General features: G+C 56.9%; 18 protein-coding genes. 5 read left to right on the plus strand and 13 right to left on the minus strand.

Annotated elements, in window-relative coordinates; translation table 11 throughout:
- Positions 1 to 51: 51 nt before the first annotated feature.
- Positions 52 to 1,650: a tannase/feruloyl esterase family alpha/beta hydrolase gene (locus P8935_RS17365; protein WP_348261560.1), complete on the plus strand. Its 1,599-nt coding sequence runs from the start codon at positions 52 to 54 to the stop codon at positions 1,648 to 1,650.
- A 164-nt stretch (positions 1,651 to 1,814) separates the two neighbouring features.
- Entirely contained in the window at positions 1,815 to 2,546 is a 732-nt protein-coding gene (locus P8935_RS17370; RefSeq protein ID WP_348261561.1) for a hypothetical protein, read from the plus strand.
- 326 nt (positions 2,547 to 2,872) lie between these two features.
- Here P8935_RS17370 and P8935_RS17375 read toward each other — a convergent pair whose 3' ends face one another.
- Positions 2,873 to 3,187, minus strand: coding sequence for a DUF3303 family protein (locus P8935_RS17375; RefSeq protein WP_348261562.1), 315 nt, complete (start codon positions 3,185 to 3,187; stop codon positions 2,873 to 2,875).
- A 69-nt stretch (positions 3,188 to 3,256) separates the two neighbouring features.
- Between P8935_RS17375 and pyrF the strand changes: the two genes are divergently transcribed.
- A complete protein-coding gene (gene pyrF, locus P8935_RS17380; RefSeq protein WP_348261563.1) occupies positions 3,257 to 4,165 on the plus strand; it encodes an orotidine-5'-phosphate decarboxylase in 909 nt (302 codons plus the stop codon).
- Between the two features lie 303 nt (positions 4,166 to 4,468).
- On the opposite strand, the gene P8935_RS17385 is transcribed toward pyrF, so the two are convergent.
- From P8935_RS17385 to P8935_RS17400, 4 genes are all read right to left on the minus strand, one after another.
- Complete coding sequence (locus tag P8935_RS17385) at positions 4,469 to 4,648, minus strand: hypothetical protein (RefSeq protein ID WP_348261564.1); 180 nt, start codon at positions 4,646 to 4,648, stop codon at positions 4,469 to 4,471.
- A 163-nt stretch (positions 4,649 to 4,811) separates the two neighbouring features.
- Positions 4,812 to 6,131 (minus strand): hypothetical protein, encoded by a 1,320-nt coding sequence (locus P8935_RS17390; protein ID WP_348261565.1) that lies wholly within the window; start codon positions 6,129 to 6,131, stop codon positions 4,812 to 4,814.
- Positions 6,132 to 6,240: 109 nt separating this feature from the next.
- The gene (locus P8935_RS17395) at positions 6,241 to 7,275 is read right to left on the minus strand and encodes a type II CAAX endopeptidase family protein (RefSeq protein WP_348261566.1); all 1,035 of its coding nucleotides are present in this window, start codon (positions 7,273 to 7,275) and stop codon (positions 6,241 to 6,243) included.
- 109 nt (positions 7,276 to 7,384) lie between these two features.
- Positions 7,385 to 8,230 carry an acetyl-CoA carboxylase carboxyltransferase subunit alpha gene (locus P8935_RS17400; RefSeq protein ID WP_348261567.1) on the minus strand — a complete coding sequence of 282 codons (846 nt, stop codon included), beginning with the start codon at positions 8,228 to 8,230 and terminating at the stop codon, positions 7,385 to 7,387.
- Between the two features lie 215 nt (positions 8,231 to 8,445).
- On the opposite strand from P8935_RS17400, the gene P8935_RS17405 reads away from it, so the two are divergent.
- The gene (locus P8935_RS17405) at positions 8,446 to 10,269 is read left to right on the plus strand and encodes an amidase (protein WP_348261568.1); all 1,824 of its coding nucleotides are present in this window, start codon (positions 8,446 to 8,448) and stop codon (positions 10,267 to 10,269) included.
- A 138-nt stretch (positions 10,270 to 10,407) separates the two neighbouring features.
- On the opposite strand, the gene P8935_RS17410 is transcribed toward P8935_RS17405, so the two are convergent.
- The 5 genes from P8935_RS17410 to P8935_RS17430 all read right to left on the minus strand — a co-directional run bounded on the left by P8935_RS17410 (position 10,408) and on the right by P8935_RS17430 (position 18,479).
- Positions 10,408 to 11,070: a TetR/AcrR family transcriptional regulator gene (locus P8935_RS17410; RefSeq protein ID WP_348261569.1), complete on the minus strand. Its 663-nt coding sequence runs from the start codon at positions 11,068 to 11,070 to the stop codon at positions 10,408 to 10,410.
- Position 11,071: 1 nt separating this feature from the next.
- Positions 11,072 to 11,821: an ABC transporter permease gene (locus P8935_RS17415; RefSeq protein ID WP_348261570.1), complete on the minus strand. Its 750-nt coding sequence runs from the start codon at positions 11,819 to 11,821 to the stop codon at positions 11,072 to 11,074.
- A gap of 3 nt (positions 11,822 to 11,824) precedes the next feature.
- Positions 11,825 to 12,619: an ATP-binding cassette domain-containing protein gene (locus tag P8935_RS17420; protein WP_348261571.1), complete on the minus strand. Its 795-nt coding sequence runs from the start codon at positions 12,617 to 12,619 to the stop codon at positions 11,825 to 11,827.
- Positions 12,620 to 12,909: 290 nt separating this feature from the next.
- A complete protein-coding gene (locus P8935_RS17425; RefSeq protein WP_348261572.1) occupies positions 12,910 to 17,016 on the minus strand; it encodes a choice-of-anchor D domain-containing protein in 4,107 nt (1,368 codons plus the stop codon).
- Positions 17,013 to 18,479 (minus strand): SBBP repeat-containing protein, encoded by a 1,467-nt coding sequence (locus P8935_RS17430; protein WP_348261573.1) that lies wholly within the window; start codon positions 18,477 to 18,479, stop codon positions 17,013 to 17,015. The genes P8935_RS17425 and P8935_RS17430 overlap by 4 nt, the downstream gene beginning before the upstream one ends.
- Before the next feature lie 505 nt (positions 18,480 to 18,984).
- Here P8935_RS17430 and P8935_RS17435 point away from each other — a divergent pair.
- Positions 18,985 to 23,556 (plus strand): Ig-like domain repeat protein, encoded by a 4,572-nt coding sequence (locus P8935_RS17435; protein WP_348261574.1) that lies wholly within the window; start codon positions 18,985 to 18,987, stop codon positions 23,554 to 23,556.
- 141 nt (positions 23,557 to 23,697) lie between these two features.
- Here the strand turns inward: P8935_RS17435 and P8935_RS17440 are convergent, their stop codons facing one another.
- From P8935_RS17440 to P8935_RS17450, 3 genes are all read right to left on the minus strand, one after another.
- On the minus strand, positions 23,698 to 24,228 hold the full coding sequence (locus tag P8935_RS17440; protein ID WP_348261575.1) for a c-type cytochrome: 531 nt from the start codon (positions 24,226 to 24,228) through the stop codon (positions 23,698 to 23,700).
- Between the two features lie 96 nt (positions 24,229 to 24,324).
- The gene (locus P8935_RS17445; protein ID WP_348261576.1) at positions 24,325 to 25,713 is read right to left on the minus strand and encodes a c-type cytochrome; all 1,389 of its coding nucleotides are present in this window, start codon (positions 25,711 to 25,713) and stop codon (positions 24,325 to 24,327) included.
- On the minus strand, positions 25,713 to 26,999 hold the full coding sequence (locus P8935_RS17450; protein WP_348261577.1) for a cytochrome b N-terminal domain-containing protein: 1,287 nt from the start codon (positions 26,997 to 26,999) through the stop codon (positions 25,713 to 25,715). Before P8935_RS17450 ends, P8935_RS17445 begins: the two co-directional genes overlap by 1 nt.

A 26,999-nucleotide genomic window follows, 5' to 3' on the forward strand; every position in this document is an offset into this window, starting at 1 on the left:
ACAAAATGGTGCATGCAGCGCTTGATCTGTTCACGGGAAAGAAGGTCAACTATGACGAAATGCAAACTCTCGCTTCTGTTGGTGAGTGCGCTGTATGCGCCTTTGTCTGCCCAGTCGCAATCGGCTGAAAACTGCGCTGCTCTAGCAGGGCTAAAGATTGACACCGTGGAAATCGCCAAGGCCGCACTCGTTCCCGCCGGAACCATCGTCCCGCCGCCGTATCCCGGCGCTCCATCCATTGGCCCGCTTCCAGCGCATTGCCGCGTCGACGGAGTTATCAATCGCCGCAAGGGCGTCGACGGTCAGGAATTCGGCATCGGCTTTGCTCTTGCACTGCCCGAAAATGCGGCTTGGAACGGTGACTTCATGATGCAGGGTGGCGGAGGAGGCAATGGCATCATCGCGTACCCCGCCGGCGCGAACTATGCAGGCGACAAGCCGGCACTCTCCCGCGGATTCGCCGTGGCCAGCACCGATACGGGACACAAGGCAAAAACGGGCGCATTCGATTTTACTTTCATGCGAGACCAGCAGGCCTATCTCGATTTTGCCTTTCTCGCGAATGCTGAAGTCGCCGGAGTGGCGAAGCAAATCATCGGGCACTACTACGCAAAATCTGCAGCGTATTCCTACTTTGTCGGTTGCTCCACAGGCGGGCGCGAAGGCATGATCCTCTCGCAGCGCTATCCCACCGTGTTCAACGGCATTGTCTCGGGTGATCCGGCAATGCGCACCGGCCTGTCAAACCTTGCCATCGCCCAATGGATCCCATCGGCTTATAACCAGGCTGCTCCCAAAGACGCCTCCGGCAAGCCCGAGATCGATAAGTTCCTCACCGACGATGATCGAAAGCTCTTTATGGATGCGCTGATAAAACAATGCGACGCGAAAGACGGCGTAGCCGACGGCATGATCTTCGATCCGCTCGGATGCGACTTTGATCCTGCAGTTCTTGCCTGCAAATCCGGCCAGACTGAGGCTTGCATCGCTCCTGAAAAAACCGCCGCCATCAAGAAAGCCTTCGCCGGACCGAAGAATGCCTACGGCACGCAGGTCTATCCGGGCTTCCTTTATGACGCGGGCATTACTTCGAAAGGCTTCGCATCAGGTTTACTGGCCTTGGGACCAAGTGGTCTTTTTGGTCCGTACACCACCGCGACTGAACTCGACGTCGATAAGGCCGCATTGCATGCCTCTGATCCGCTCGTCGAGCCTGCGTCCACCAATCTCTCTACGTTTTCGCTCAATGGCGGCAAGCTCATCTTTTTCCACGGCGACAGCGATCCGTGGTTCTCGCCGCTCGACACGCTTGGCTATTACCAATCACTTGCCGCCACCAACGGCGGAGCCGAAAAGGTTTCTGAATGGAGCCGTATGTTTCTCGTCCCCGGGATGGCCCACTGCGGCGGCGGTCCCGCTCTCGATCACTTCGACATTCTCACCGCAGTCGTCAGTTGGGTGGAGAAAGGTACGGCGCCCGACGCGGTGATCGCCACCGGTCAGGCATTTCCGGGTCGCAGCCGACCGCTGTGCGCCTATCCGAAACACGCGCAGTATACCGGAACCGGTGACACCCAGGACGCACGCAACTTCCAGTGTCAGGACGTTGACTCAGTTAAACGGAAGGACACAGACCGTCCCCACAACTGAAATGCACCTCTAGCTTTTGTTGGATGCATGAAGCGTCAACTTACTTCTCAATCGTGGGATGCTGTTTCGAATTAGAAGTCGGCTTTACGAACGTTCTCCCGAGCAGTACGCTCATCCCGGGTATCACCGTCCACGCCCCGAAGGGAACACGAATGAAATTCCGAATGCCGACTATTGGTGTGCTCGCCCTTACAGCCTGGGCTTTGACATCGAGTGGGCAGGCTAAAAGCCCGAGCGAAAACGGCAACGCGGAACGAGTGGCCAAGATCCACAGCCAACTCTGGCACAACGAAGAACCGGGTGAAACCATCGCGAAACGTCTTCAGAAGACGACCGGCATTGTCACCGTCATCAATGATGATGACCGTGTTGAAAACGACGGCGCACATGCTATTCAGCCTCCCTATCCTCCGATACGAATGGTTGAATTCGCCTGCCAGTCGGATGCCGTCGTTGTGGCGAGAGCCGAATCCAGTGTCAGCCACATGACAGCCGATTTGGATTTCATCTATTCGGAATGGAAAGTCCGAATCAGCAGCGTGCTGCAGGATAACCGCAAGTCTCCCATCTTCGTCAGTAGCGAGATTTCTGTAGTCAGGGCAGGCGGATTGCTGACGATCAATGGGCGCTCGGTGATCGGCAAAGAATGGAACTTCCCCCAATTTCAGCCGGGTGACGAATACCTTCTGTATCTCAAGTACATTCCCGAGACCGGCTTCTACAAGGCAATCGCGGGAAGAAGTTTCGATCTCTCTCATGGCGCCATTCCTGACGCACCGTACATGAATCGTAGCTGGGACCTGGTTCCCGTAGACGAGTTGCTGAGAGACACCAAGGCAGCAATCGCCGCCGCAGGGACCACCGCCTATTGCAACAGGAAAGCAGTCAACCAATAAGACTCGCCAACCGAAAACACCTGCACGTTTGGTTCGATGTTTCTGCTGTAAGCGGCCATCAGATATGCTCGAGCCGCTTTTCGGTGAGCTTGGCCTGATTGTAGGCTTCCGGCCATCTGTTGGAGCAGCCGAGCCGCCGAGTGCGGCGATGCTCGATTCCGCTGTTCCGGGCGTATTACCAACTCGAAGCGGCGGACCAGGCCAGTAATATTCAGGGGCTGATGCCCATATGTTGTTTGCGGCTTTGCGGCACGACTGAAGTCGTGCCCTGATACAAAGCCGGGGTCCGTATTAGGCGGTTCGTTCATCGGTGATCTGATTGGTTTTTATTTGCTCTTGAGGCCGTCGCGGTAAGCCATCGCTTCGAGTTCCACGCGAATGGCGTCGGCAACGGGGACAACGGGGCGAGCTTCGAAGGTGAAGGCGGGAAGCATTGAACAGAACTTGTGAACTTCGAGCGGGTCGTCGCACTCCATCAGCATGTAGCCACCCCAGTCTCCGACGCGGATGACGAATGACTCGATTTTGAAATTAGCTGGCGCCTTCCAAGGGCTGAAGACATCCAGGATTCGCTTCTGTGCCTGTTCGTATTCTGCGGGGGAGCCCTGGGGACGCTCATTCCACGTGATCATGTATTTCATAGTCTTTCTCCTCTTACGTATTTTGTGACACCAGCCCCGTCGCTTATAGAGAGGGCTCAGCAACTGGCGATGGGGAAACTGTGGGGCAAGGATACGCCGCCTGTTCGACTTGAGACAGCCGTTTCGTTCTTTGCCGGGCGTCCGTTTCAGATATGTCGAATCGCTCTGTTTCAGAAGATGAGTGACACACAACAGCGGTACCATGGATTCATGAGCAGCCAGGAGACTGTCGAGTCTATGGAGAGCGCAAAAATTCCCAAAGCTGACCCGCTTGAGCTTGCCCGGCAGCGGCTGATCGTTGCACTGGATGTTCCCGACTCGAAGTCCGCCATGCGGCTGGTGGCGGAGTTGGAGGGTACGTGCAAGTGGTTCAAGGTGGGGTTGGAGTTGTTTGTAGCGGCGGGGCCGGCGGTGCTGGAGCCAATTGTGGCGCGCGGGCACAACGTCTTTCTGGATTTGAAACTGCATGACATTCCTAACACCGTAGCCGGGGCGGTTCGGTCGGCGGCGGGTTTGGGTGTACGGATGCTTACGGTGCATGCGGGCGGTGGTCCGGCGATGCTGGCGGCTGCGAAGGATGCGCTGGCGGGGGTGGCCAATGCGCCGGAGTTGCTGGCAGTGACGGTGCTGACGAGCATGGACGCGGAGCAACTGAATGCGGTGGGCGTAGATGGGATTCCCTCTTTCCAGGTGGAGACGCTGACGAAGATGGGACTGGGGGCCGGGATTCGTGGGTTCGTCTGCTCTCCGCAGGAGGTTGAGGCGGTGCGTGCTTTAACGGGGCCGGCGGGGGTTCTGGTGATTCCTGGAATCCGTCCCGCGGGTTCGGCGATCGGGGATCAGAAGCGGGTTGCAGGGCCGGCGGATGCGCTGCACCTGGGAGCTAGCTACCTGGTGGTGGGGAGACCGATCACGCAGGCGGCTGATCGGGCGAAGGCGGCGGCGGCGATTCTTGAGGAGATGGCGGGAGCGCTGTGATCGCGACGTTGTCTGAAATCCTGGTTCGTGCTTTCCCACCCATGGCTCGATGAAACCGCGTCATGGATGGGGCACCCGGCCTTTGTGGAGGCGGTGGGAAAAAGCAACTGCAGGTTCCTCCGCTCCCGTTGGTCGGTCGGAATGACAGTGCTTGAGTTGGGGTACCGAACCTTCGTTCGCGGAGGAATAATCGCTAGCTGTCTACCGGAATAAATCCTCATACATGCGGAACAAATACTGGGTAGAAAGGAAAAGCCCGGCGGCTTGCCGGGCTTTTTCAGTAGCTGAGACTTGCGTTGAAACTTAAAGTTTTTCGTAGAAGTCACACGCTGAGCAGGAGATATATACTCCGCCCGGAACGCCGCGCTCGCGGTCCTTCACGCGCTTGACGATACGCGTGGGTTTGCTGCACTTGGGGCAGTCGGTGGACTTCGTCGTGTCCATTGCTTTCTTGCGGTCACCGGTTTTGGCAATCTTGGCCATGGGTTGGGTGTTTCTCCTTTGATGATTGTCTCTGCACACACGCGCGGATGATCTGCACGCGGCTTCAACGGCGCGGTCAAACAACTCTTCCCTGCTCAAGATTGTCGACGGGAGGCAGCCAGACTCGCTGCCTTCAGTTTACATCAGTAAGCTTCGAAGAACCTCAGTGCGGCTGAGTTGAGTCAGGTGCTGGAGAGGTTGCCGACGATGGTGTCGTCCCCTGGCTGGTCGCAGGTTTAGCGGTGCCAGCCCCTGTGTCAGAAGCTTTCTGAGCATCGGCAGCCTCTGCGGCTTTAGCCTGATCGGCGCGACGCGCGGCTTCCACGTCAGGGTAGTCATCGGGCTTCTGCTTGGGGAACTCGACGGGCTTCATGACCCCGGACTGTTGTGCAGCGTTGTCGGGCAGCTTTTCGCCGGGGGCGGTCAAGGTGGGCGGTGGCGCAGGGGCTTCCTTATCCGGATCGCGGGTGACGTCACCCATTTTCACGGTGCGGGTGTGCTGTTCTTCGGCCACGAGGGGCGTGCCATCGGTGCGCATCAGGCCATCGACTTCATCCTTGGTGAAAATCCGGGGCGATTCGCCGACCTTGGCGATCTCAACACGAATGACGCGGTTGCCATTGATCCTTACGAATTGGACGGGGTTGGGCGGCGCGCCATATATCCATTCTTCAAAGGGCGTTTGTCCATCAACTTCGCGCACCTTGCGTTGCGGCTGTCCCATGGCGAAGAGCACCATATCGGTGCTCATGCCGACCATTACGTTGTGATCGAGTATCGCTTCCTTCAGCTTGGGCGGAAGCGTATCAGTGAATGCCTGGATGGGCGTTTTGACGTCGAAGGATATGAGCGGCGTAAGGAGCGCTTTTACCTGCGAACCGGTCAATTCAGGGATGCGCCCTTTGAATTCGAGGGTAAGGCGGGCGCCGGTAGCCTGCTCGCCGTTGTCCTGCACGACTGGATTGGTCATGCCACCGCCAGCGCCGATCTGGACGTGACGGAGAAAGCGATGTTTCAGGTCGGGGCCGCCGTTGAGTTCGAAGACAATTTTGTTGCGGTCAAACTTGACGTCGGTGAGTACCACCCGGTCTCCGGGCTTGGCGCAGATTCCATTTGCCGTGACCATGTCGAGATAGGGCTCGCCGGCCGGGGTGAGTTCGCCATTCGCGACCAGCGTCAATCCTTTGTGTCCCATGGGAAACGGCCGCATGGCAAATCCTTGCTCGGCCTGGAGGACGCGGATGAGTTCGGTGCGCGTCTTGGCGTCAAGCTCAGACTTGTCGAGAGGGACATTGGTGGGCTTGATCTGGGCATAACGCCGGTCCACGGTGCCGTTTCCGTGGTTCGCGCCCGACTTCGTATCGATGGTGATGGCCTGGGCCAACGCCATTACGCCGCTGAGGGCTAACCCAGCGCAGAAGAGGGTGATGAGACGAACGGGGGCATGGAACTGAAATGAGGAAGATGATGATGGCCGGATCATGGGCGTCCTCCCATGGCTGCGCGTGGCATTGTGCCAACAGTAGTTCTAAAGAACCACAAAGGTCAAATCGGAGATATAAGCCGGAGCCGGGGGCCCATGAGACGGGGATTTAACGAGGGCCGTTGGGCTCGCTTGTTGAATCAGATGCAGGCTTTTCGGAGACGGGTGGCGTGTAAACGGGGAGAATCTGCACGAGCGAGGGTGGGGCCGGTTCGGCAGGGCGCGTGGCGGACTCATGCTGGGCACGTGCGGCCGCATCGAGATCTACGGGGATACCGCCGGGAACAAAAACGGGTGCGTTGTAGCGGAAATCGAGATCGCGGGTAACGCGGTAAATCACTGGAAAGGCTGCCAGAAGCACCAAGCAGGCGAACCAACTGGCGTCGATACCATATCCGCCGCCGGTGAGCCAGAAAGGCCCCATGGGATTGCCCTCGATGATGGGCGAGTGGCTGCTGATGCCTCTTACCGTCAGTCCGAAGATGAGGGCCTGCGAAGCTTTCCAGGCGAAGTTGAAACCCCAACTCAGCCAGAGCGCCCGCGTACGCAGATAGGCGGTGGTGAGCAGGAAGCTGAAGACGACGGAGATGGCGATGCTGGCGTTGGAGGTTCCGGGCTGGAGCGCGTGGACGATTGCGTAGAAGAGTGCGAAGCCGAGCGCGGCACCTGAGGATCCAACGACGGCGGCAAAACGCTGAAATCCGTAACCGCGAAAGGCGACCTCCTCGCCAAGAGCAAGGAGCGCGAAGTATGCGGCGTCCGCGAGCAGCCATGGCCAGGAAGATGTCTGCGTAGTGATCACCACCGCAATGCCGCCGAAGAGGAGCATGGGGATCACGCAAACGATCACGGCACCCCAGCCGACGGCCATGCCGGTCGCAGCTTCGTGACTCCACCCAGATCGGAGGGGCAGGCCCTGTGCAGCGATCGATCGGGATTGCCTGTCGAAGATTGAGCCGAATGCGGCATAGCCGAGCACGAGCAGGAATACGAAGAGAATCTGCTCGAGCAGCGGAGCCCATGCATCGTGCTGAATTCGAATCGCCGCGCTGCGAGAAAACGAGCGCACCACGAAGAAGTAGATGATTGCAGCGATGAATTCGAGATAGGCGCGGAACTTGCCGCCGCGCACAGACGGGGTCATCGTTGACTCCAGCGATGGCATGGGGAAGTGAACAACCGTCGATCCTCAGGTCGAGCATGACACTCGACAGGCTTTGTATGCCGGACAGATTTTGTATGCTGCACGCGCTCTAGCTTTCTGTGTAGCACTGGGCGATGTTACGGAATTTTTTCTGGCGCGCCGCAATCATTGCATCGATGGGCATGGATTTCAATTCGTCCAGGTGCTTCCGAAGGGCTGTGCCCACGAGTCCAGCCCCGACAGGATGATCGGTGTGCGCTCCGCCGGGTGGCTCGGAGATGATTTCGTCGACGCATCCGAGAGCAGCGACTTCAGGTGCGGAGATGCGCATAGCCTCAGCGGCCTGCTGTTTGTGGGCCGCATCTCGCCACATGATCGCTGCGCAGGATTCTGGCGTGATGACAAAGTAGAGCGCGTTTTCCAGGATGAGCACGCGGTCACTGACTGCTAATGCAAGGGCGCCACCTGATCCGCCTTCGCCGCTGATGAGCGAGATGGTAGGGACACGCAGACGCGCCATCTCGCGAATGTTGCGGGCGATGGCCTCAGCCTGACCGCGCTCTTCGGCTCCGAGGCCGGGATAGGCGCCGGGCAGGTCGATGAGGCTGATAACGGGGCGATTGAATTTTTCCGCAATCTTCATGCAGCGAAGCGCCTTGCGATAACCCTCAGGATGGGGCATGCCGAAGTTGCGCTTGACTCGCTCCTTGGTGGAACCGCCTTTGCGGTTGCCGATGACCAGCACTTCGTCATCGCCAAGGCGGGCCATGCCGCAGGCCACGGCGGCATCATCGCCATAGGCGCGATCCCCGTGAATCTCGCTGAAATCCGTGAAGATTCGCTCGATGAAGTCCATGGGATATGGCCGCTGGGGATGGCGTGCCGTCTCAATTCTCTTCCACGCAGCGGAAACAGGCTGCGGGTTGTTGGGTGAACCTGATGGGTGTTCGCTCATCTGAAGTTGGCAACGGCGAAGGCATCAACGACCCTCCTGCCCCGCTTGCTGCTCAATATTGATTCTACCGGGGCGAGGTCATTGGGACAAAGTACAAGAAGAATTCACTGGGCTGGCTTGCGCTTTGGGTAACGGAACGGGTGGTCGTGGCCACAGGTTATAGTGCTTCTAGTCTTGCGATGCCAGGAATCAATAATCTTCAAACAAGAGGAACGATGACCCAGACACGAAGAGACTTTCTGGCAGTAAGCGCGCTTGGTGCGTTGGGAGCTGCGTTGCCGCTGGATGCGCAAGCTGGCCCGCAAACCCCTCAAAAACCCGCGAATCAAGAGACACCGGGAGCGCCGACGGCGTTTGGAACTTCGGCGCCGGTTGGTCCCGAAGTGAACGCGGGAACGTTTGCAGAGGCAGAAAAGCTGGTGCAGATCGAAATGAGTCCTGCTGACCGCGCCCAGGCTGCGGGCAACTGGCGTGAGGCGATGGCTCCGCTTTATGAGCGGCGGACGGGACCACGGAAGGTTGCTCTGGAGGCCAGTGTGGCGCCCGCGACGATCTGGAATCCGATGCTGGCCGGGATTCAGCCGGGAAAATCAGGCCGTGGGGAAAACTTCTACATTCGCAGCGCCGATCAGCGAACTCCGCTGCCAGCAAACGATGCCGACATTGCGTTTTCGTCCGTTGCGCAGCTATCGCATTGGATTCAGTCGCGGCAGATTACTTCGGAGAGGCTGACGCAGATATATATCGACCGGCTGGAACGGTTCGACAAGAAACTGCACTGTGTTATCACATTGACGCGGGATCATGCGCTGGAGCAGGCAAGGCGCGCGGACGCGGAGATTGCGACGGGTAAATATCGCGGGCCGTTGCACGGAATCCCGTGGGGCGCAAAGGACCTACTGGATACGGCAGGCATTCCGACTACGTACGGTGCTGAGCCGTATCGCGATCGAGTTCCCCAAAAAGATAGTGCGGTGGTGGAGCGGTTGAATGCGGCTGGCGCGGTGCTGGTGGCGAAACTTAGCCTCGGTGCGCTCGCGCTGAATGACATATGGTTTGGCGGTCAGACGATGAATCCGTGGCTGCTGGAAGAGGGCGCTTCTGGGTCTAGTGCAGGACCGGGTGCAGCGACGGCGGCGGGACTGGTTGGGTTTGCAATTGGCAGCGAAACCGGCGGCAGCATCGTGAGTCCATCTATGCGTTGCGGGGTCACCGGCCTGCGGCCAACGTATGGACGCGTGGCGCGGACGGGAGCGATGACACTTTGCTGGTCACTCGACAAACTCGGGCCGATGGCGCGGTATGTCGAAGATACGATTCTTGTGCTCACTGCCATTTCAGGTCCGGATGCGGGGGATGTGGCGAGCGTGCCGAGCACGCTGGCGTTTGATGCGAACGCAAAGGTTGCCGGACTGCGCGTCGGTTACTTCCCTGCCTGGATGAAGGAGGCGCCTGCCACGGACGTGGATCGTGCCGCGCTGGATGTGGTGAAGAAACTTGGGATGGAGTTAGTTGAGGTTTCAATTCCAGACTGGCCTTACGATTCCTTGAATTTGATTTTGTTTGCGGAGGGCGCTGCGGCTTTTGAGGAGTTGACGCTGGCGCACAAGGAAGCTGAACTGAAGGCGCAGGTTCCCGATGCATGGCCGAATACATTTCGACAGTCGCGTTTTCTGTCGGCGGTAGATTTCGTACAGGCAGATCGCCTGCGTCGCAAGGTGACGGTAGAGATGGCGCGGGTGTTTTCGCAGGTCGACCTGCTGCTGGTTCCATCTCTGCGCGATGAAATGCTGGTGATCACGAACAACACCGGGCATCCGTCGCTTACATTGCGCGCTGATTTCGTTGAAGTTTCTGAAGCGCGCAGTGACTGGGCCCCAGACCCGCAACATCCGCTGCCAAAGTTTTCTCCGCCGCGACGAGTTCCGCATGGCGTTACGTTGATCGGACGGCTCTTTGATGAGGGGACGTTGTGTGAGGCGGGCATTGCGCTGGAGCGTGCGTTTGCAGTGGCTGTAGAGAGGCCTTCGGGGTTTTAGATGCCGCCATCTGTTTACTCAGAGATAAAATGAAAAAAGCAGATTCTTCGCTCACCACCCCCGAACTGAAATACGTTCGGGGCCCCGTTCGCTCAGAATGACACCGCCAACATTTAAAGCGAATTTCAGTGCCGTAATCTAGCTGATAGTTTTGGATCCTTTGGATTTTGACGCGCTTATCGATCTCTTAATTCCTGCTTTTTCTATGTGTTCTTTACGGGCCTGGCTGTAGGCGCGCCAGAACGCTTGCGCGGTCAGGGGGCCGAGGTCGGGCACGTTGGACGGGTGCTGCTGCTTGTGAAAGACGTGGGCGTAGAGCATGGGGCCGAGCAGCAATGCCATGGCGGCTTCGAGATCGAGATTCTGCGGTAGAACCCCGCGTGCGATGCCGCGGCGCAAGATGCGCTTGAGACACTGGCGCGGCGGTTCCATGACGCGATGACGCCATGCCTTGCCGAATTCGGGATGAAGTGCCGAATACGCGATCAGCGAGGGCGTCATGCGATTGCGCGCAGCGTCGAATCTGTCAGGGGGTTTGCGCGTTAGAACAGTGGCGAGATCCTGCTGCAGGTCGCCTGTGTCCACGTCTTCCGGTTCGCGGTCGAGGCCGTTGACCATCAACATCACTTCGAGAAGCAGAGCTTCTTTGTCATTCCAGTGGTTGTAGATGGTTGCCTTGCTGACGCCGGAAGCCTGCGCGATGGAATCCATGCTGGTGGCCTCAATGCCGCGCTCGGCAAACAGTGCGAGCGCGGCGGTGAGGACCTTTTCGTGAGCTTCGATGCTGCGAGGGCGTACCATGTCAGATTTCTATCTTTGAAAAACGCCAAGCCCCAAAAACGAGAAGGACGGCGCCTACACAGACGAGAACGGTTAAGTCAAGGCGTGGATCAAAAGCCGCATTGGATGCACCCAGCACATTTCGCATTCCGTCGATGCCGTACGACAAAGGATCGGCGCGCGTAATGTACTTCAAGACGTTCTTTGTATCGCCGAGCGGAAACATCGCTCCGGACAGGAAGTAGATGGGCAGAACAAGGAAGTTCATGATGAGCTGAAATCCCTGCATGTCCTGTAGGCCCGATCCAATGGCCATGCCCAGGGCGGCAAAGAGGAGAGCGATCAGCACCATGAACCCGAGAGCGAGTGGAATGGCGGAGAGATGAGCGGGCCGGAAGCCGGCGATCAGACAGATGACCAAAACTAGCATGCCCTGGATGCATGCTACTGTAGCTCCGCCCAGGGTGCGGCCAATCATGATCTGGATACGCGGCACAGGTGCGACCAGTGTTTCTTTGAGAAATCCAAACTGGCGATCCCAGAGAAGACCAAGACCTGAGAAGATCGACGAAAACAAGACAGACATACCGATCACACCGGGCGCGATGAACTGAAAATAGTCGCCGTTGCCGGCGCGTTTGAAGACCGGCCCAAGTCCGAACCCAAGCACAAGCAGATACAGCATCGGCTGGCCGAGCGAAGCGATGATTTGCGCGCGCGAACGCGTATAACGTTTGAGCTCACGCAGCCAGAGAATGTAAATTGCACTCATCGGTTACCTCCTTTGCTGTTGCCACATTTTTGCGAATTGACGCATCTGGTCGGCCGAACTGGCGCTTTCGTCGCGGATTGTCGAGCCTGTCAGTTTTAGAAATGCGTCTTCGAGAGTTGCCGATCCAGTCTGTTCCTTAATTTCTTGGGGCGTGCCCTGGGTAACGAGTTTGCCGTGATCGATGACACCGATGCGATGCGCTACGCGGTCGGCCTCATCCATGTAGTGAGTCGTGAGGAACACGGTGACATTTTCCGCCTCGTTAACCTTCTTGACATGGTTCCAGAGCTGATTGCGGCTCTGTGGATCGAGGCCGAGCGTTGGTTCATCAAGAAAGAGGATTTTGGGGGTATGCAGAAAGCCACGCGCAATTTCGAGACGGCGCTTCATACCGCCTGAGAATTTCTTCACCTGATCTTTGCGGCGGTCCCATAACTCGAAGAGCTTGAGCAATTCTTCTGTCCGCTGGCGGCGAATCTTGTGCGGAACGTGATAGAGAACGCCGTGGATTTCCATGTTCTCGGCGGCTGTCAATTCGCCGTCAAGGCTTGGATCCTGAAAAACAATTCCGAAGCTTTGCCGCACGGCGTTTTGATGTGTCTGAGGATCGATACCGTCGAGCGTGATGTTGCCGCTGGTGGGGCGCAGCAGCGTGGTGAGCATTTTGATGGTCGTGGTCTTCCCTGCTCCGTTTGGACCGAGGAAAGCGAAGATTTCGCCTGCCGCCACGTCGAATGAGACATCGTTGACGGCGGTGAACGAGCCAAAGGTTTTGACGAGGTTTTGCACCCTGATCATTGCGAGGACCTCCGGGGACGAGATTCAATACTGAACGGTTCAGTTCAGTTTGTCAAGCTTTGAGCAATCAACCTTTCAAGAGGAACGAAAATGAACAAAAACCAAACATCTAATTTGATGGCGGCGCCCGGTGCCATTGCGTCCGTCGGAACACCAGAGCGAAACCTATGAAACGGCGAGCAACTCTACGATCCGCCCACCCGAGTCCAGCGGAGGGCCGCTCTAGAAGCAAGTCGCCGACATTGAATAGAGATGTTGGCGACTCGCTCTTTTGACTTATCCGGAAGAGGTTACTGCACCACCAATGTGAGTTGCTCGGTCGAACTGGCTGCCCCGGCGGTTGCAGTAACCGTCAGGGTGTAGGTTCCCGGTGCCGTGTCATGCGTGGTTGGAGGCGGATTGGAGGTTGAGCCCCCACCGCTGCCACAGCCGCCTGCAAGGCTGGCGATCATTGCCGCGCCCAGCGCGACCAGCAGGCCGGCGCGCATGGCGCGGCGACGAGTGATCCAAAGCAGAGGGAGTGCCGGAATCAGGAACCAACCTATACCTGCGACAACCGCGCCACTGCGTTCTGATCTACCGCGTCCCGGCAGCAAAAGGCTTGACTGGCTCGTAGTTGCCGTCGTGACCGTAACCTTCACGGTTGCGGTTTGTCCTGCCGTGATCGAGGTAGAAGCGGGACTCGGCGTGCACGTGGCATAGGCCGGGGCTCCGGCGCAGGCGAGCGTGACAGTGCCCGCGTAGCCATTTGAGCTAAGAACGAGATTGTATGTTGCCGTTGATCCAGCGGCGACTGAAGCTGAGTTTCCGCCAGTGGCCGAAGGCGCTACGCTGATCGGCGAAGTACCGGCGCCGCTCAATGCAACGGTTTGCGGACCTGCCGTGGCGTTATCCGAGATCGTGAGTTGACCACCTCGACTGCCCGACGCGGTGGGCGTAAATGTAACATTGACGCTGCAGGCTGCGCCCGCCGCGATGCTGGCACCGCAATTGTTGGTCTCTGCAAAATCTCCCTGGGCGGTGATACTCGAGATCGTAAGCGCTCCAGTTCCTGTGTTGGTAAGCGTGACCGTTTGCGCTGCGCTTGTAATCTGCAGTCCCTGCGCGGCGAAGGTCAGGCTGGCCGGCGTGACCGAAGCGGAATATGTATATGCGGAGGCAGCACCTGTTCCACTAAGGCTAACGGTCTGCGATCCAGCTGTCGCGTTGTCACTAATGGTGAGCTGACCGGTGCGGTTGCCCGTGGCAGTGGGTGTAAAGGTGACGGTGACCGCGCACGAAGAACCGGAGGGCAGCGAGCTACCGCAGTTGTTTGTCTCGGCAAAATCTCCAGTAGCCGCGATGCGCGAAATTGTGAGCGCTCCTGTTCCGGTATTGGTAAGCGTCACAGCCTGAGAACCGCTGGCGATCCCGACAGATTGGGAGGCGAAGGTCAGGTTGGCCGGAGTAGCTGTTGCGGAATACGTAGTTGCGGCGGCTACGCCGGTGCCATCGAGCGGAACGATCTGATTCCCAGAGGGTGCATCGTCGTAGATCGTAAGCTGGCCGGTTTCGTAAGCCGTAGTACTGGGGGTGAAAGTCACGCCGATCGCACACGAAGATCCAGCCGCAAGCGCTGTTGGGCAATTGTTGGTCTGTGCGAAGTCGGTGCTCATCGTAAAGTCGCCCGCATAGGCACTGATACTGCTGATATTCAACGGCACCGAACTACTGTTCTTGAGAGTGACGGTGCTCGCGGCGCTCCTGGTTCCTTTTGTTAGCGAACCGAAGCTGAGACTTGAAGGCGTAACCGTAACTGTGGGTGGGGTCGTGGATGAATTTGTCAGGCTGGTCTGAACGAAGATCAGCTCGTTCCCCTGGTTGATAACGACACCTTTCACTCCAAAGCGCTGCACATCAATGGTGTAGCCATACTCCTGGAACGAGATACTTCCAATGGTGGACTTAGAGGCCAAGTCTACGACTGTGAGCTTTAAGGCTCCGTAATACTGACTGTAAGAGCTACCGCCAAAGAAGATACGGGAGTTCGCTCGATCGAGCGCGAAGCCTCCACCGCTTCCCTGCGGGTAGGTGTACTTCACGGTCAGCGTGGCTGGGTCGATGACCTGACCGTTGGCCACGTAGAGTAAAGTTCCGTCGCTTGCAAGTGTGGCGCCTCCCGCTGAAGCGCCAAATGAACTCACGGCGGTATGCGTAATTCCAGTCGACGAGATCGAGTAGGACGAGACGTCAGGCGGGCTCTGATTGAATTCAGTGGAGAAGATAGTGCCTGGATCATTCACAAAGGCAAAGCTGTTTGCGGTAAGCTGCGTGCCTTCGGCCACGACTGGGCGCATCGTCGAATCGTCGTAAATAACAGCTCCGCCACCGCAGGGACTGACATTGATGTAGCAGAGTCCCACAATCCACGTGTGCGGTTTGCCCGGAACGACCGCAAGGGCAGATGCTTCGATTCCGTAGGACGAGAGGAAAGTATCGGATGTTGGCGGAAGCTGAACAGTGAAGTTGACCTTTCCAGATGGCAGAGCAATTTGTGATACGGACTGGAGATCATCCTGCCCAACGTACAAGAGGGTTCCATCATCAGAGAGCGCAAGAACATCTGGTTTTCCGCCAGTGAGAAGCGTACCGGTGATCTGCATCGCGACAGGATCGATGATCACCACGCTGTTGGCGTTCTGGGACGAGGTGCTGGAGATGCTGGCATAAAGTTGCGATGTGGCCGGATCGTAAACCGTGTGGAGGACCTGGAGGTTCTGCATGCGGCCGTAGACGACGGCCTGGAACGCATTGCTGGTGCCACCTCCCGGCGCGGGAGTGCGGACGGTTACAGATGATTCACCAATCTGGGCGAGATCGGCCGCTGTGAGTTGAGCAGCCAGATAGCCCTCGCTTCCGTAGTAGGTAGTCTTCGCGACTCCATTCCAATAGACGACGGAGTTTGGAAAGAAGCCGGTACCAATAATCCCCACCTGTCCCACGCCGGAGGTAATCTGAGCGATCGCCGGGATAGCAGTGATCACCGGCACGGGCGCAGTGGTAAGTCCGTTTCCAGTGAGCTGAATCGCCTGCGTGGGAGGAGTGAGGTTGTCCTGAAGAATCAGCGATCCGATGCGCGTTCCCGCGCCAGTAGGGCTGAAATTCATTGTGATTTGACAATTTCCGCGAGCAGGTACGGGAGATGTGCATGTGTTCTGCGTAATCTGAAAATCGCCGGTTACGGTTGCACTCGATAAGACGAACGGAGCACTGCCGGAGTTAGTAACTGCAAGCACGCCGAGTGAGCCGGTTTCTCCGACCAACAGATCGCTGAAGGTGATCGAGCTTGGAAAATAAACCGAGGGGACTCCTCCCGCGCCAGTGAAGGAGGCAACTTGGGGCGAGATAGCCATGTTGCCTGCGATGGTCAGTGTGCCGTCGGTCTCGCCAACCGCTGTGGGCGTGTAGGTGACTTGAACCTTGCAGGCTGAACCTGGAGCAATCGCACTGCAGTTGTTGGTTGCGGTATACAGCGAACTTGAGGACTGAACGCTCGACAAGGTCAGGGCAGCGTTGCCGCAGTTTGTAAGATTCAGAGAAGCCTGTGACGAAGTGCCAACCGGGATCGTACCGAATGCCAGGGTTGTTGAATCGAAACACAAGGACGGCGCTGGAACTGACACATCTATATTTGCGATGAACTGATAATTGAGAACCGTGTAGGCGGTCTGCGGTGACGGAGCCACCGGCTGGTAGACACCCGGTGTAGTCGGGAACAGTTTCGACTGAATGCCGCCGGCAATGAGCAGACGGTCGTCGGGATCGACGGTAAGCGCATTGAAACTCGCGCTGCTGTCAATTGCGCCGAGATAGCTGCTGAACTGCAAGCTACTCAGATCCCCGGTGAAGCGTGCCAACATGAGTGAACTGTTGATCGCAGGAAGACCCATCGAATTGTAGACAGAAACGAGAGGATTCTTGAGCGGCAGGTTTGCTGCGCCCGTAATTCCGCCCACCGCGACGTTCCCAATGCTGTCCACGCGAATGTCGCGCAGAACGGTGGACGCTCCGTAGTAGCCGGTTGACGAGGTGGTGATTCCGTTGAAATAAGTAGCAGCGAGTGCCTGCGTGCCATTGTTGTTCAGCTTGAAAATGAACCCATCCCAGCAGTCGCACGTCGCGATGCTGCCAAACGTTGGTTGGAAGGCGTTGGACTGAGCGGGGAGGTTGGTTTCTTGGGTCATCCCGCTGGTGTAGACATTATTTGAAGTATCGAGCGCAAGGCCTTCGACTGCATCCGTGCCAGGAAGGTATGTCGAGAAGACAAGGGCGCTTCCCGCCGCATTCAGTTTGAGAACGTAGCCAGAGATGCCGGTCACGGCATTAGGGAATGCGCGCTGGAGCACTCCGCTGGTCACTGGAAGGACGTTCCCGGTTGTACCCCCGATGACCACTTCGCCATTCGTGTTACGGCTAAGCCACCGAGGTCGATGCGGTGACCAGTCCCAAGGTTCTGCTGCTGTGGTAACTCAGGAATGGTCGCGCCGTAAAGAATGGTCCCATCCTTGCCGGCTTTGAGCACGAAAAGCGTCGGATCTGCTGGATAAGCAGCGGGAAGGCCGCCATATGCGCCAGGAGTATACGGGTAGGTCGGATCTTCCGTCGTCCCCGACATGTAGACGTTGCCGTTCGGATCGAAGACGACGCGATTCTGCCGAGGATTGTAGTCATCGTAGGCGCCGTCTGTGCTTCCGACGTAGCCGGAGTAACGCAGACTAGACCCATCAGCGGTCAACGATGCGAGGAAATTGTATGTAGTGGTGAAGGTACTGATGGTGCTAGATAGCTTCCCTGCAGCAGGAAAATCTCTAGAACTTGAAATGCCACTCACCGCGACGTTGCCACTCGTATCGACTGCGATTGACTGGCCTTGATCGCTATTCGTACCGCCAAGATAAGTTGAGAACAGAAGCGTGTGCAGCGTGGGGTCGAGTTTGGCGACAAAGGCGTCGGGGGCTGATGCCAATTGCGACTGTTTCGCGCTTGCTGTTGGGAAATCGGTCGAAGAGGTCCAGCCTGTAACGTACACGTTGCCACTCGGATCGGTTGCAATGTCGGTAATGACGTCCTGAGTTGTTCCGTCTAAGTAGGTGGCAAACTGAAGCACTGGATCGATGGTCAGAGGCTGAGCGGGATCATATCTGCCTACGCGGAAACCTACGGTGTGAGGTCCCTTCTTAACGAACGAAGTTGCGACCGGGACCTTGCCGCTTCGTGTGTCCTGCCACGCCTGCGGCGGATCGAAAGTGATTGGATGATCCCCGTTTCCGACAAGTAATTGGCCAGCCGGGTTGATACGTACGGATTCTTTGGCGCCGAAGCCAAAGGCTATGCCGCGGGGATCGGCATAAGGGGCGATAAGGAAATCGTGCTCCAGTTGCGCCCTATTGTCCTGACCGTGAAAAGCAAGGTCGATGCCGGGGTAGAGATTTCTGTACTTTATTTCTCCATAGGTGGCTATCCCGCGGATCCACTTAGTGTGGTCGGACCCGAGCAAGTAATTAGCATGTCCGGGCAGCATGGCAATGCCGTTCAGTTCGCGAGTTTCTGAAGCTTTGTCGAAACGCATCTGGATCAAGCGAGATCCGCCTTTTACAGACGGTATGAGGAAATCAGGCCCTGAAAGAGAAAACAGTCCTTGTACTCCCTGGTGGCGCGAGACAAAGCGGTACTGGGTGGCCACCTGGCCGTTGTTAGCCTCGAATGTGAGTGGAATCGATATCCGCGTTTTGTGCGCGGCCCTATCCGCGATCGAAGCAACAGGGAAACACAAGGCAAGACAGACAAGAATGCCGGAAAGGCAAAGACCTGAGAGTTTCATATAGTGAGCGGAGACCTGACGGAATTGTATTCCGATAGCGGTGAAGCGGTTAGTAACACTTTTGTGTGCGGGCCACCATTCGCCCCTTCGGGCGTTAATCGAATGGGTGCAGGTATGTTGAGGGCGATTCGGAAGGCACGAGTTGAGCAATTGCGACGCGGAGAGCTGATCGACGTGGAGAGGTTCGAGACGAAATCAGTTCGGCTGAGCTTCTGAAAATTGGCCAGCTTCTGCTGAAACATGGCCGGGATTATAGCTTGATTCGTCGTAGACATTCTGTGATTTGGATCGCCATGAACTCATCAAAATCGCAATAAGTGTGCCACCTTCGGATTTGCTCGCCAGCTAGTTTCGGTGAAGTGCACTTTGGAATGACCCAAGGCGGTCATAGCGAGAGTTTTCTTCTATGTGGTAGACTCGCCCGCAAATAATGAATTCAATCTTTCCTGCTGTGGAAAGCGTCTCCAGGGGCTCGTGTGACTGGTGGCGGGAAGTGTTGACTGCAATGACTGCTGGACGGCCGTGGTTCTCTCTTTTTGCTGTTTTGTGTCTCGGGTACGCAATGGGATGCGCAGTGCCGGCCCGGGCACAGATGCCAACAAGTTCCGCCGTGCAATCCCGGATCACGGCGCGTATCGATGAGTCCTCGTTGCATACACTGCGGGGCAATACGCATCCGCTGGCGCAACCAAGAAATGATATTGGCCCAGCCCCGGAATCGAAGGTCGCTCGCCGGTTAATTCTGGTGTTGACGCGGAGTGCAGTGCAGGAAGCGTCTCTCCAGACGTGGCTGAATTCGGTTCACGATGTGAGTTCACCAAATTATCACCAGTGGCTAACACCGGAGCAATTCGGCGCACGCTTCGGCGTCTCCGATGCGGATCTGGCCAAGGTGGAAGGATGGTTGGCGGGCCAGGGGTTCCGTGTGAACAGAGTCGCGCCAGGTCGGATGTCGCTCGAGTTTTCCGGTACGACGGCGCAGGTGCAAACGGCATTTCACACCTCGGTGCACAGCTATCTCGTGAATGGAGTGCGGCACTGGGCGAATACTTCTGATCCGCAGATACCGGCAGCATTAGCACCGGTAGTGGCCGGAGTGGCCAGACTGAACGATTTCAATCCAAGACCGAATGCCATCCGCGGCCCCGCAGGTATCTACAACCCGGAGACAAAGCGGATTGAACCCGCATACACAACGGGCGATACGACCAACGGGTACACGATCTTTGTGGGCCCAGCCGATGCAGCCACAATCTACGACACTCCGACTACATTCAATGCGAATCACAGCGGGACGCTTTTTGATGGGACCGGGGTAACGATCGGGATCGCGGGTGACTCGAACATCGATCTTCAACAAAATGCGAACTATCGCGCGACCTTCGGACTGCCGGCGAAGGCAACAACCGTGGTTGTCGATGGGACGGATCCCGGTGAGAACGGCGACGCGATAGAGGCGTATCTTGATACGCAGGTTGCGGGTGGAATCGCTCCGAATGCAAATGTGATTCTTTACACAGCGGCGAATACATACCTGGATGCGGGATTGTTCCTCGCGATCGGGCGGGCGATCGATGACAACAAGGCCGATATTCTCAATGTGAGTTTCGGAAGCTGCGAGGCGGACCAGGGAGTTGCCGGAAATCAATTCATCTATAACCTTTGGCAGCAGGCCGCAGCCCAGGGGATTTCCGTCACGGTATCGAGTGGGGACAGCGGATCAGCCGGATGCGACAACCCTAACGTCTGGTTGATAGCGCAATTGGGACTTGCAGTGAATGCGTTGGCATCCACGCCGTACAACATCGCGGTAGGTGGGACGGATTTCGATACCCTTTACAGCAACTTCCCATCGAGCTTTACGCAATATGTGGACGTCAACAATACATTGCCCAACCATCGGAGTGCGCTCAAGTACATTCCGGAACGCCCATGGAATGACTCGACCGTCCAGGGATACAACACCACGATTAGCGCGAATGTTCCGTGGACAGCAACGCAGTATGGCTCCAACGCGAATATTGTGGCGGCGGGTGGCGGAACGAGCGCATGCGTGCAACAGAGTGGAGGGGTGTGTTCGGCCGGGTACCCGGTTCCGAGCTGGCAAGCGGGTTTTGCGAGTTCAAGCACAGGGCGCAATTTGCCGGATGTGTCGTTTCTAGCAGGCAACGGACTGTATGGTGCGGCCTGGGGATTGTGTACCGACCAGCTTTATAGCCCGTCCGGAACGCAACTCCCTAACTGCACCGGTACTCCAACCACGGGCAACAGCTTCTATCTGACCGGAATCGGGGGAACGTCGGCAGCTGCGCCGGCCTTTGCTGGCATGCTCGCGCTACTCGAGCAGAAGACCGGCGGCCGCATCGGGCAGGCTGATTATGCCTTATACGACCTGGCGAAGAATCACTACAGCTCGGTTTTCCACGATGTCCAGACAGGTAACAATTCAGTTGTATGTGAGAACTGGGCTCCCGATTGCGCGGTGAATGGAAAGGGCTATTACTTCATCACCGGTTACAACGCCGGAACAGGCTTTGACGAGGCTTCGGGGCTTGGCAGTGTGGACGCCACACAGATGTTGAGTAACTGGGCAGGTGCGGGACTTGTGGGAACGAGTTCTTCTCTGACGCTAAATGGATCGACCGCACCCCTGAGCATCACGCATGGAAACAATGTTGCCGTGAATGTGGACGTGACGGCGAGCAGTAGCACTCCGGCAGGAGACGTGGCGCTGGTGGACAGCATCAATCCAGCCACTGTTCCTAATAGCGGGAGTATTGGGTCGTTTACGCTCGCGAGCGGCATTGCTTCCGGAACGACGGAGAGCTTGCCGGGAGGCAGCTACAGCGTATCCGCGCACTATGGCGGCAGCCCGACATTTGCACAGAGCGATTCTAATTTAATTCCGGTTAAGGTGAGCGCGGAGACGAGTTCGACGAATCTTACCGTGCAGGGAGTCTATGAGCCGGCCTCTGGGAGCCGAATATCGCCACCTCAATACGGCTATATCTACCTGATCGATGCACAGCCATATGGGAACAGCGCCTCAGCTGCGAATCCGAATGGAGACGCGACCGGGACGATCACGTTCAAGAATGGCAGCACGACGCTCGGGACCATTCCGCTGGGGAGCGACGGAATTGCGGAGTTGCAAACCTCCACCATCACGCCCGGCAGTGACAGTCTGACGGCGGTATTCCCGGGTGACGCGAGCTTCCAGGCGAGCACCAGCGCGCCTGTGGCGCTTACGGTGCAACCAATGATGACGGAAGTCCTGCTCAATACTTCCGGATCTTTTTACATCAATCTCGGCGATTCCATTACCATCAACGCGAAGCTGGTCAACTTTTACAATCTCACCACCCTGGACAGCCTGGGTGCCGCGCCAACCGGCACGATTACGCTTACCGATCAGACCGCAAATACGACGCTTGCGACTCTTCCCATCAATGGGACAGCCGGAAGCGCCACAGCCATTGCCACCGGAACGGTGACCTACACCACAAGCGCACTGGGAGCGGGCCAGCACAACATCGCGGCGTCCTATAGCGGAGATGGAAACTATGCGGCATCCCAGCCGTCTCCCGGAGACCTTATCACTGTCAACGGCGCTGCCGCAGCGATGACCGTGACGCCATCGCTAAACCCGGCCAAGAACGATCAGCCTTTACAGGTAACAATCTCCGTGTCGCAGTCAGGAACATACCCGGTACCGACCGGAACGATTACCCTCACAGCTTTCGTCGTTTCCTCTCCACTCTTCCATTCATCTGCGGTGCCGCTCGTGAACGGTTCGGCCACAATCACGATTCCAGCTAACACTTTGCCAATAGGCTCAGTGGTCCTGAACTCGGTCTACAGCGGCGACAAGAACTACAACAACAATTCCCTTGGGTACACCTTGCAGGTGATCTCCTCGGGTACAATCACGCCGTCTGTGTCGTTAACCCCGCCCGCAGGGATACAAACCAGCTACCCGTTCTCGATTCCCATCGTTGTTGCCGGCGCGAGCGGAAGCCCAACTCCGACCGGAAACGTCTCTCTGTCGATAAGTGGGAATAGCTGGGGCTCTCAGCCCCTCGTCAACGGATCCACTACCTTTGTCATAAATAACAATCTGCCTGGCGGGTCGAATTCTGTAACCGCAACTTACCTTGGCGATTCTATCTACACTAGCGGAACAGCGTCCGGCCTTGTGCGCTATATCGCGATGTCGATTGTTCAAGTGAATCCTTCGAGTGCTGACATTGCTGTCAATCAGTCACTGACTCTCGCTGTGGCCGTAGGCGGCAACTATACGGTAGGTGCCATCCCTGCGCCGACGGGTACGGTTACATTCACCAGCGGCACCTACTCCTCTGCCGCAACTCCGCTTAACAATGGCTTTGCCAGTATCACTATTCCGGCAAACACACTGGCGGTCGGCACCGACTCGTTCAATATGGACTACAGTGGCGATGCGAACTATCTCGCCGGTTCGGGTTTCGGGATCATCAGTGTCACAACCCCAATTCCCGCAGGTTTCAACCTAGTTGGTTCCAATCCTTCGTTTCTGGCCGGTGCGACCACCGGCAACACTTCGGCGATCACGATAAGTCCCACGGGAGGATTCACCGGAAATGTCACGATGACAGCCGCCATCACAAGCAATCCGGCAGGCGCTCAGAATCTACCAACATTGAGCTTCGGGACTACGAGCCCTGTGAATGTTACGGACGCGACTGGAGGCACAGCTACGCTCACCATCACGACCAAGGCGGCAACTACCGCGATGATGCGTGATCCTCAGCGGCCCTCAAGTCTGTGGTTCAGAGCAGGCGGTGCGGTGCTGGCATGCCTGCTGTTCCTCGGCATTCCTACGCGTCGGCGCAGTTCGCGCAACGTGCTTGGCATGTTGGCACTGCTGATGATTCTCGTTGAGAGTGTGCTCGCATGCGGCGGAGGCGGCGGATCGATCGGTGGAGGCGGAGGCACTACGACCATTCCAGGAACAACCGCTGGAAACTACACGGTGACGGTAACTGGGACTTCGGGGATCATTACATCGACGACTACAATCACGTTATCGGTGCATTAGAGGCATTTTTCGACTCGGTCAGCACAGGGCGTCTGAGCGGGCGGGTGAAGCGAAATTCGGAAGATCCTATACATACAACTAACGAGCGGAATTGACTGATCAGTTTTTAGTTTGGCAAAGACCCTTCTGGTCGCCTGCTGTTTATTGAAAAAGGCTCACTCCGGCTAAGGCCGAAGCCGCTGGTTCCGCAGATGGACGCGACCCAACGGCTGGCGGTCCATCATAAGGCTCGGGTCCAATGTGACCGCGGTGACAGGTGCCACACGTCACTGGCACTCCAGAGTTGTCGATGCTCGCGATGTAGTTTGAATTGATGACTTCAGTCATTCTGTACATTGCACGCGTAGCTTCCTTCAATGGTTTGGAATCATCGGCGTAGTTGAGTCCTGAATCGTCATCAGCGAGGGTAGTTTCTGTTGCGTCGGCATGGCACGAGTCACAACGCACATTGAGCGCGCGCGTCCAATCTTCCATGATGTTGCGAACTTGTTGTCCGGTCAGGTCGCGGGGCAGCGCTTTCAGGTTTCTGGGAAGAGGATAGACGTGCCGGACGGGCGAGTGGCCTGCATCCTGCATGGTGCCCGGAGCCTGCCCCGTAGTGGCCGCTGCGAAGATCAAGCACAGTAAACCAACCGGCGCGACAAATAGCAGGATGCGATCTAACAACTTCATAAAATGTGACCTTGTGTAATCAGAATCATCCGCAGCAAGTTGCTACGGCATCTGACTTCATTGTTCAATTCGCACAGAACGCCGAAGAAATGACGATCACCACGCCTCTTTCTTTTGCTGCTTCGACCACAAGTAGTCTGCGATGCGGTTGATGTCCTCATCGCTCAGCACGCTCTTCCACGAGGGCATGTAGAGCGGAGGCGTTGGACCAGCGGTGTTGTCTTTGGGCGGCACGCGGCCATTGCGGATGATGGCGATGATTTCGTCTTTTGTGTAGTCGTCGGAGACGTGCAGCAGACTTGGTACCTCGCCGCCTTGTGCATTCGGATTAGCCACGCCGCCTTGCAGTTCAGTTCCGTGACAGCCCACGCATCCGAAGCGCGCGAAATCCTGCTTACCCGCCTCAATGGCTACTTCTTCCGGTGTGAGTGCGTGCGTCCGCTTCGACAAAATTGATTGCATGTCGTCTGGCGTGGCAGTCGTCATGAAGGCAACGAGTGCCTTGCGAGCATTGGTCTCAAGATCGTATTCGGGCATTGAACTACCCGGATAGACTAATTCTGGATTCACGAGTTGTTCGTCGAGCCATTCGATGGAATGCCGCTTCGTCACGCCAAGAAGATCAGGGCCCGTCTTTGAACCAACTCCGCCAAGGGAATGACATGTGATGCAGTTCTTCTCAACAAACAGTTGGCGCCCATACTCGGGACTGGGAATTAGGCGCACACTGGAGTAGTAGGTTCCCATCTCTTCGTTCGTCAGTGAGAGCATGTAGTAAGTGAGGTCGCGTGCCTGCTCCTTGGTGAAGTGGAAGTTAGGCATGGCCGAGCCGGAAGAGACTGCATTCGGCGTGAGGAAATGACGCTCAAGCCATTCCGGAGAACGGCGATTGGCGCCTTCTTCAGTAAGATCGGGGCCGATGCTGCCGCCTACTCCGTTGAGTTTGTGGCAGCCACGGCAGCCCTGCGTCTCAAAGAGATGACGACCTTCCGTGAGTTCCGGGACATCGGGGACGTTCCCTTCTTTGTGGCAACGTCCGCAAGAGGCGCGAACGTACTCTTTCGGCAGGAGCGGCGTTTGCCAGAACTCGACATTGCCGTGTGCGCTGTCTTTTTCGGTAGCTAATCCCTGACCGCCGTGACAGATTGTGCAGCCGAACTTGGAAGGAATGTGCGGGCCGAGGCCTTGATGATAGCGGTAGGGCTCGGGCGCGTTCTTCATCGTCGGGTCTTCAACGCCAAGGTGGCACGTTGTGCAGCGATCGACGCGCTGCAGTCCTGTCAACATTACCTGATGAACTTCAGGCGGCGTGGCTAGAACAGCAGCCTTGGTAATTGCGTTGGGTTCTTCCTGCGCTTCAAGCTGAAGAAAGTTGTGCTGATAGGTCTTCCACGACGGCGTGTTTGCCTGCCAGGCAGCGGCGACGATCAATACGAGCGCGAGAATGCTAAGAGCGAAAAAGAGCTGCTGTAGTCTGCGTTCCATTACTCAGCTCCCGATACAACGTGAACCCACGGTGGAACCAGTGCCCATCCCGGACCGCGGAAAAAGGTACCAACCACAATCAGGATGAGATTCACCAAAACGAAGAATGTATAAATCCAGAGAGCCCACTTGCGATCGGCAAGGCGCCTGCTGGGATTCCTGTCAAAGTATGGGATTGCGATTAGTGCGATCACCATTAGCGCGGGGACTATTACACCGCCAAGTAAGGCGGAGTGACTGACCAGTTCCTGCAATCCGAGAAAATACCAAGGCGCCTTGGCGGGATTCGGCGTCTTGGCTGGATTAGCGAGTTCCTCTAGAGGCGCGTTGAAAAACAGCGAGATGGTCATGATGGTCGTGACGGTCGCCATGAGTACTACGGCCTCGCGTACGAAGGCGTAAGGATAAGAGAAGACGGTGTCTTCTTCTTCCTCCGGAGAGATGGTCTCAAAGATCGGCTTTCCTGTGACGACCTCCATGAGCCCGTAGGTCTTGGATTGCGCTGCCGCCTGCGTCTTCAGGGGAGTTACTTCTGCTGGAGCACCGATCGTGACCAAAGCTTCCTGCATCTGCGGCTTCAACTTCCAGACGGGCCGAGAGAGGCCGCCATCTTTGCGGACACGCCAGAAGTGGACAATGGTGAAAAGAATGATGAGCGCCGGAAGGACGGCCACGTGCAGAACGTAGAAGCGCAGCAGAGCTGCTTCTCCAACGCTATGTCCGCCGAGCAAAAGCTCACGAACCTGGCCGCCGACAAGCGGTGCATAGCTGCCGATATTGGTACCTACTGTGATAGCCCAGTAAGCGAGCTGATCCCACGGCAGCAGGTAGCCGGTGAACGACAAGCTTAGAGTCAGCAAAAGCAGGAAGACGCCGATCACCCAATTGAATTGCCGAGGCTTCTTATATGAGCCGGTGTAGAAAACGCGGCACATGTGCAGGAAGACGCAGATCACCATTCCATGCGCCGACCAGCGATGCATGTTGCGAAGGAACGGCCCCATGAAGACAACGAAACGGAGATCCTTCATGTCCTGATAGGCAGCTGATGGGTAAGGCCTGTAGTAGGCCATCAGGGCTATGCCGGTGGTGAGCAAGATCAGGAAGAGAAAGAAGGTGATGAAACCAAGGAAATAGGTATGTTTGAACTTGAGGTTTTCCTTCTTCACCTTGGCTGGATGGATGTGCAACCAGACGTTGAGAAAGACAAGTTCGGACTTCCCCTTGTCGGTGGACAGCGGATCCCGCCGTACGATCGATTGCCAGATTTCGCGGATCAGATTCAT

This window comes from Telmatobacter sp. DSM 110680 (assembly GCF_039994875.1).
Classification (GTDB): Bacteria; Acidobacteriota; Terriglobia; order Terriglobales; family Acidobacteriaceae; genus Telmatobacter.

Coding starts and splice junctions, on each gene's coding strand:
- P8935_RS17445 (WP_348261576.1), bottom strand. CDS start 25,713: ATGGAACGCAGACTACAGCAGCTCTTTTTCGCTCTTAGCATTCTCGCG.
- P8935_RS17385 (WP_348261564.1), bottom strand. CDS start 4,648: ATGGCCAAGATTGCCAAAACCGGTGACCGCAAGAAAGCAATGGACACG.
- P8935_RS17365 (WP_348261560.1), top strand. CDS start 52: ATGACGAAATGCAAACTCTCGCTTCTGTTGGTGAGTGCGCTGTATGCG.
- P8935_RS17395 (WP_348261566.1), bottom strand. CDS start 7,275: ATGACCCCGTCTGTGCGCGGCGGCAAGTTCCGCGCCTATCTCGAATTC.
- P8935_RS17410 (WP_348261569.1), bottom strand. CDS start 11,070: ATGGTACGCCCTCGCAGCATCGAAGCTCACGAAAAGGTCCTCACCGCC.
- P8935_RS17450 (WP_348261577.1), bottom strand. CDS start 26,999: ATGAATCTGATCCGCGAAATCTGGCAATCGATCGTACGGCGGGATCCG.
- P8935_RS17390 (WP_348261565.1), bottom strand. CDS start 6,131: ATGATCCGGCCATCATCATCTTCCTCATTTCAGTTCCATGCCCCCGTT.
- P8935_RS17370 (WP_348261561.1), top strand. CDS start 1,815: ATGCCGACTATTGGTGTGCTCGCCCTTACAGCCTGGGCTTTGACATCG.
- P8935_RS17420 (WP_348261571.1), bottom strand. CDS start 12,619: ATGATCAGGGTGCAAAACCTCGTCAAAACCTTTGGCTCGTTCACCGCC.
- P8935_RS17415 (WP_348261570.1), bottom strand. CDS start 11,821: ATGAGTGCAATTTACATTCTCTGGCTGCGTGAGCTCAAACGTTATACG.
- P8935_RS17375 (WP_348261562.1), bottom strand. CDS start 3,187: ATGAAATACATGATCACGTGGAATGAGCGTCCCCAGGGCTCCCCCGCA.
- P8935_RS17435 (WP_348261574.1), top strand. CDS start 18,985: ATGACTGCTGGACGGCCGTGGTTCTCTCTTTTTGCTGTTTTGTGTCTC.
- P8935_RS17400 (WP_348261567.1), bottom strand. CDS start 8,230: ATGAGCGAACACCCATCAGGTTCACCCAACAACCCGCAGCCTGTTTCC.
- P8935_RS17440 (WP_348261575.1), bottom strand. CDS start 24,228: ATGAAGTTGTTAGATCGCATCCTGCTATTTGTCGCGCCGGTTGGTTTA.
- P8935_RS17405 (WP_348261568.1), top strand. CDS start 8,446: ATGACCCAGACACGAAGAGACTTTCTGGCAGTAAGCGCGCTTGGTGCG.
- pyrF (WP_348261563.1), top strand. CDS start 3,257: ATGGGGAAACTGTGGGGCAAGGATACGCCGCCTGTTCGACTTGAGACA.
- P8935_RS17430 (WP_348261573.1), bottom strand. CDS start 18,479: ATGAAACTCTCAGGTCTTTGCCTTTCCGGCATTCTTGTCTGTCTTGCC.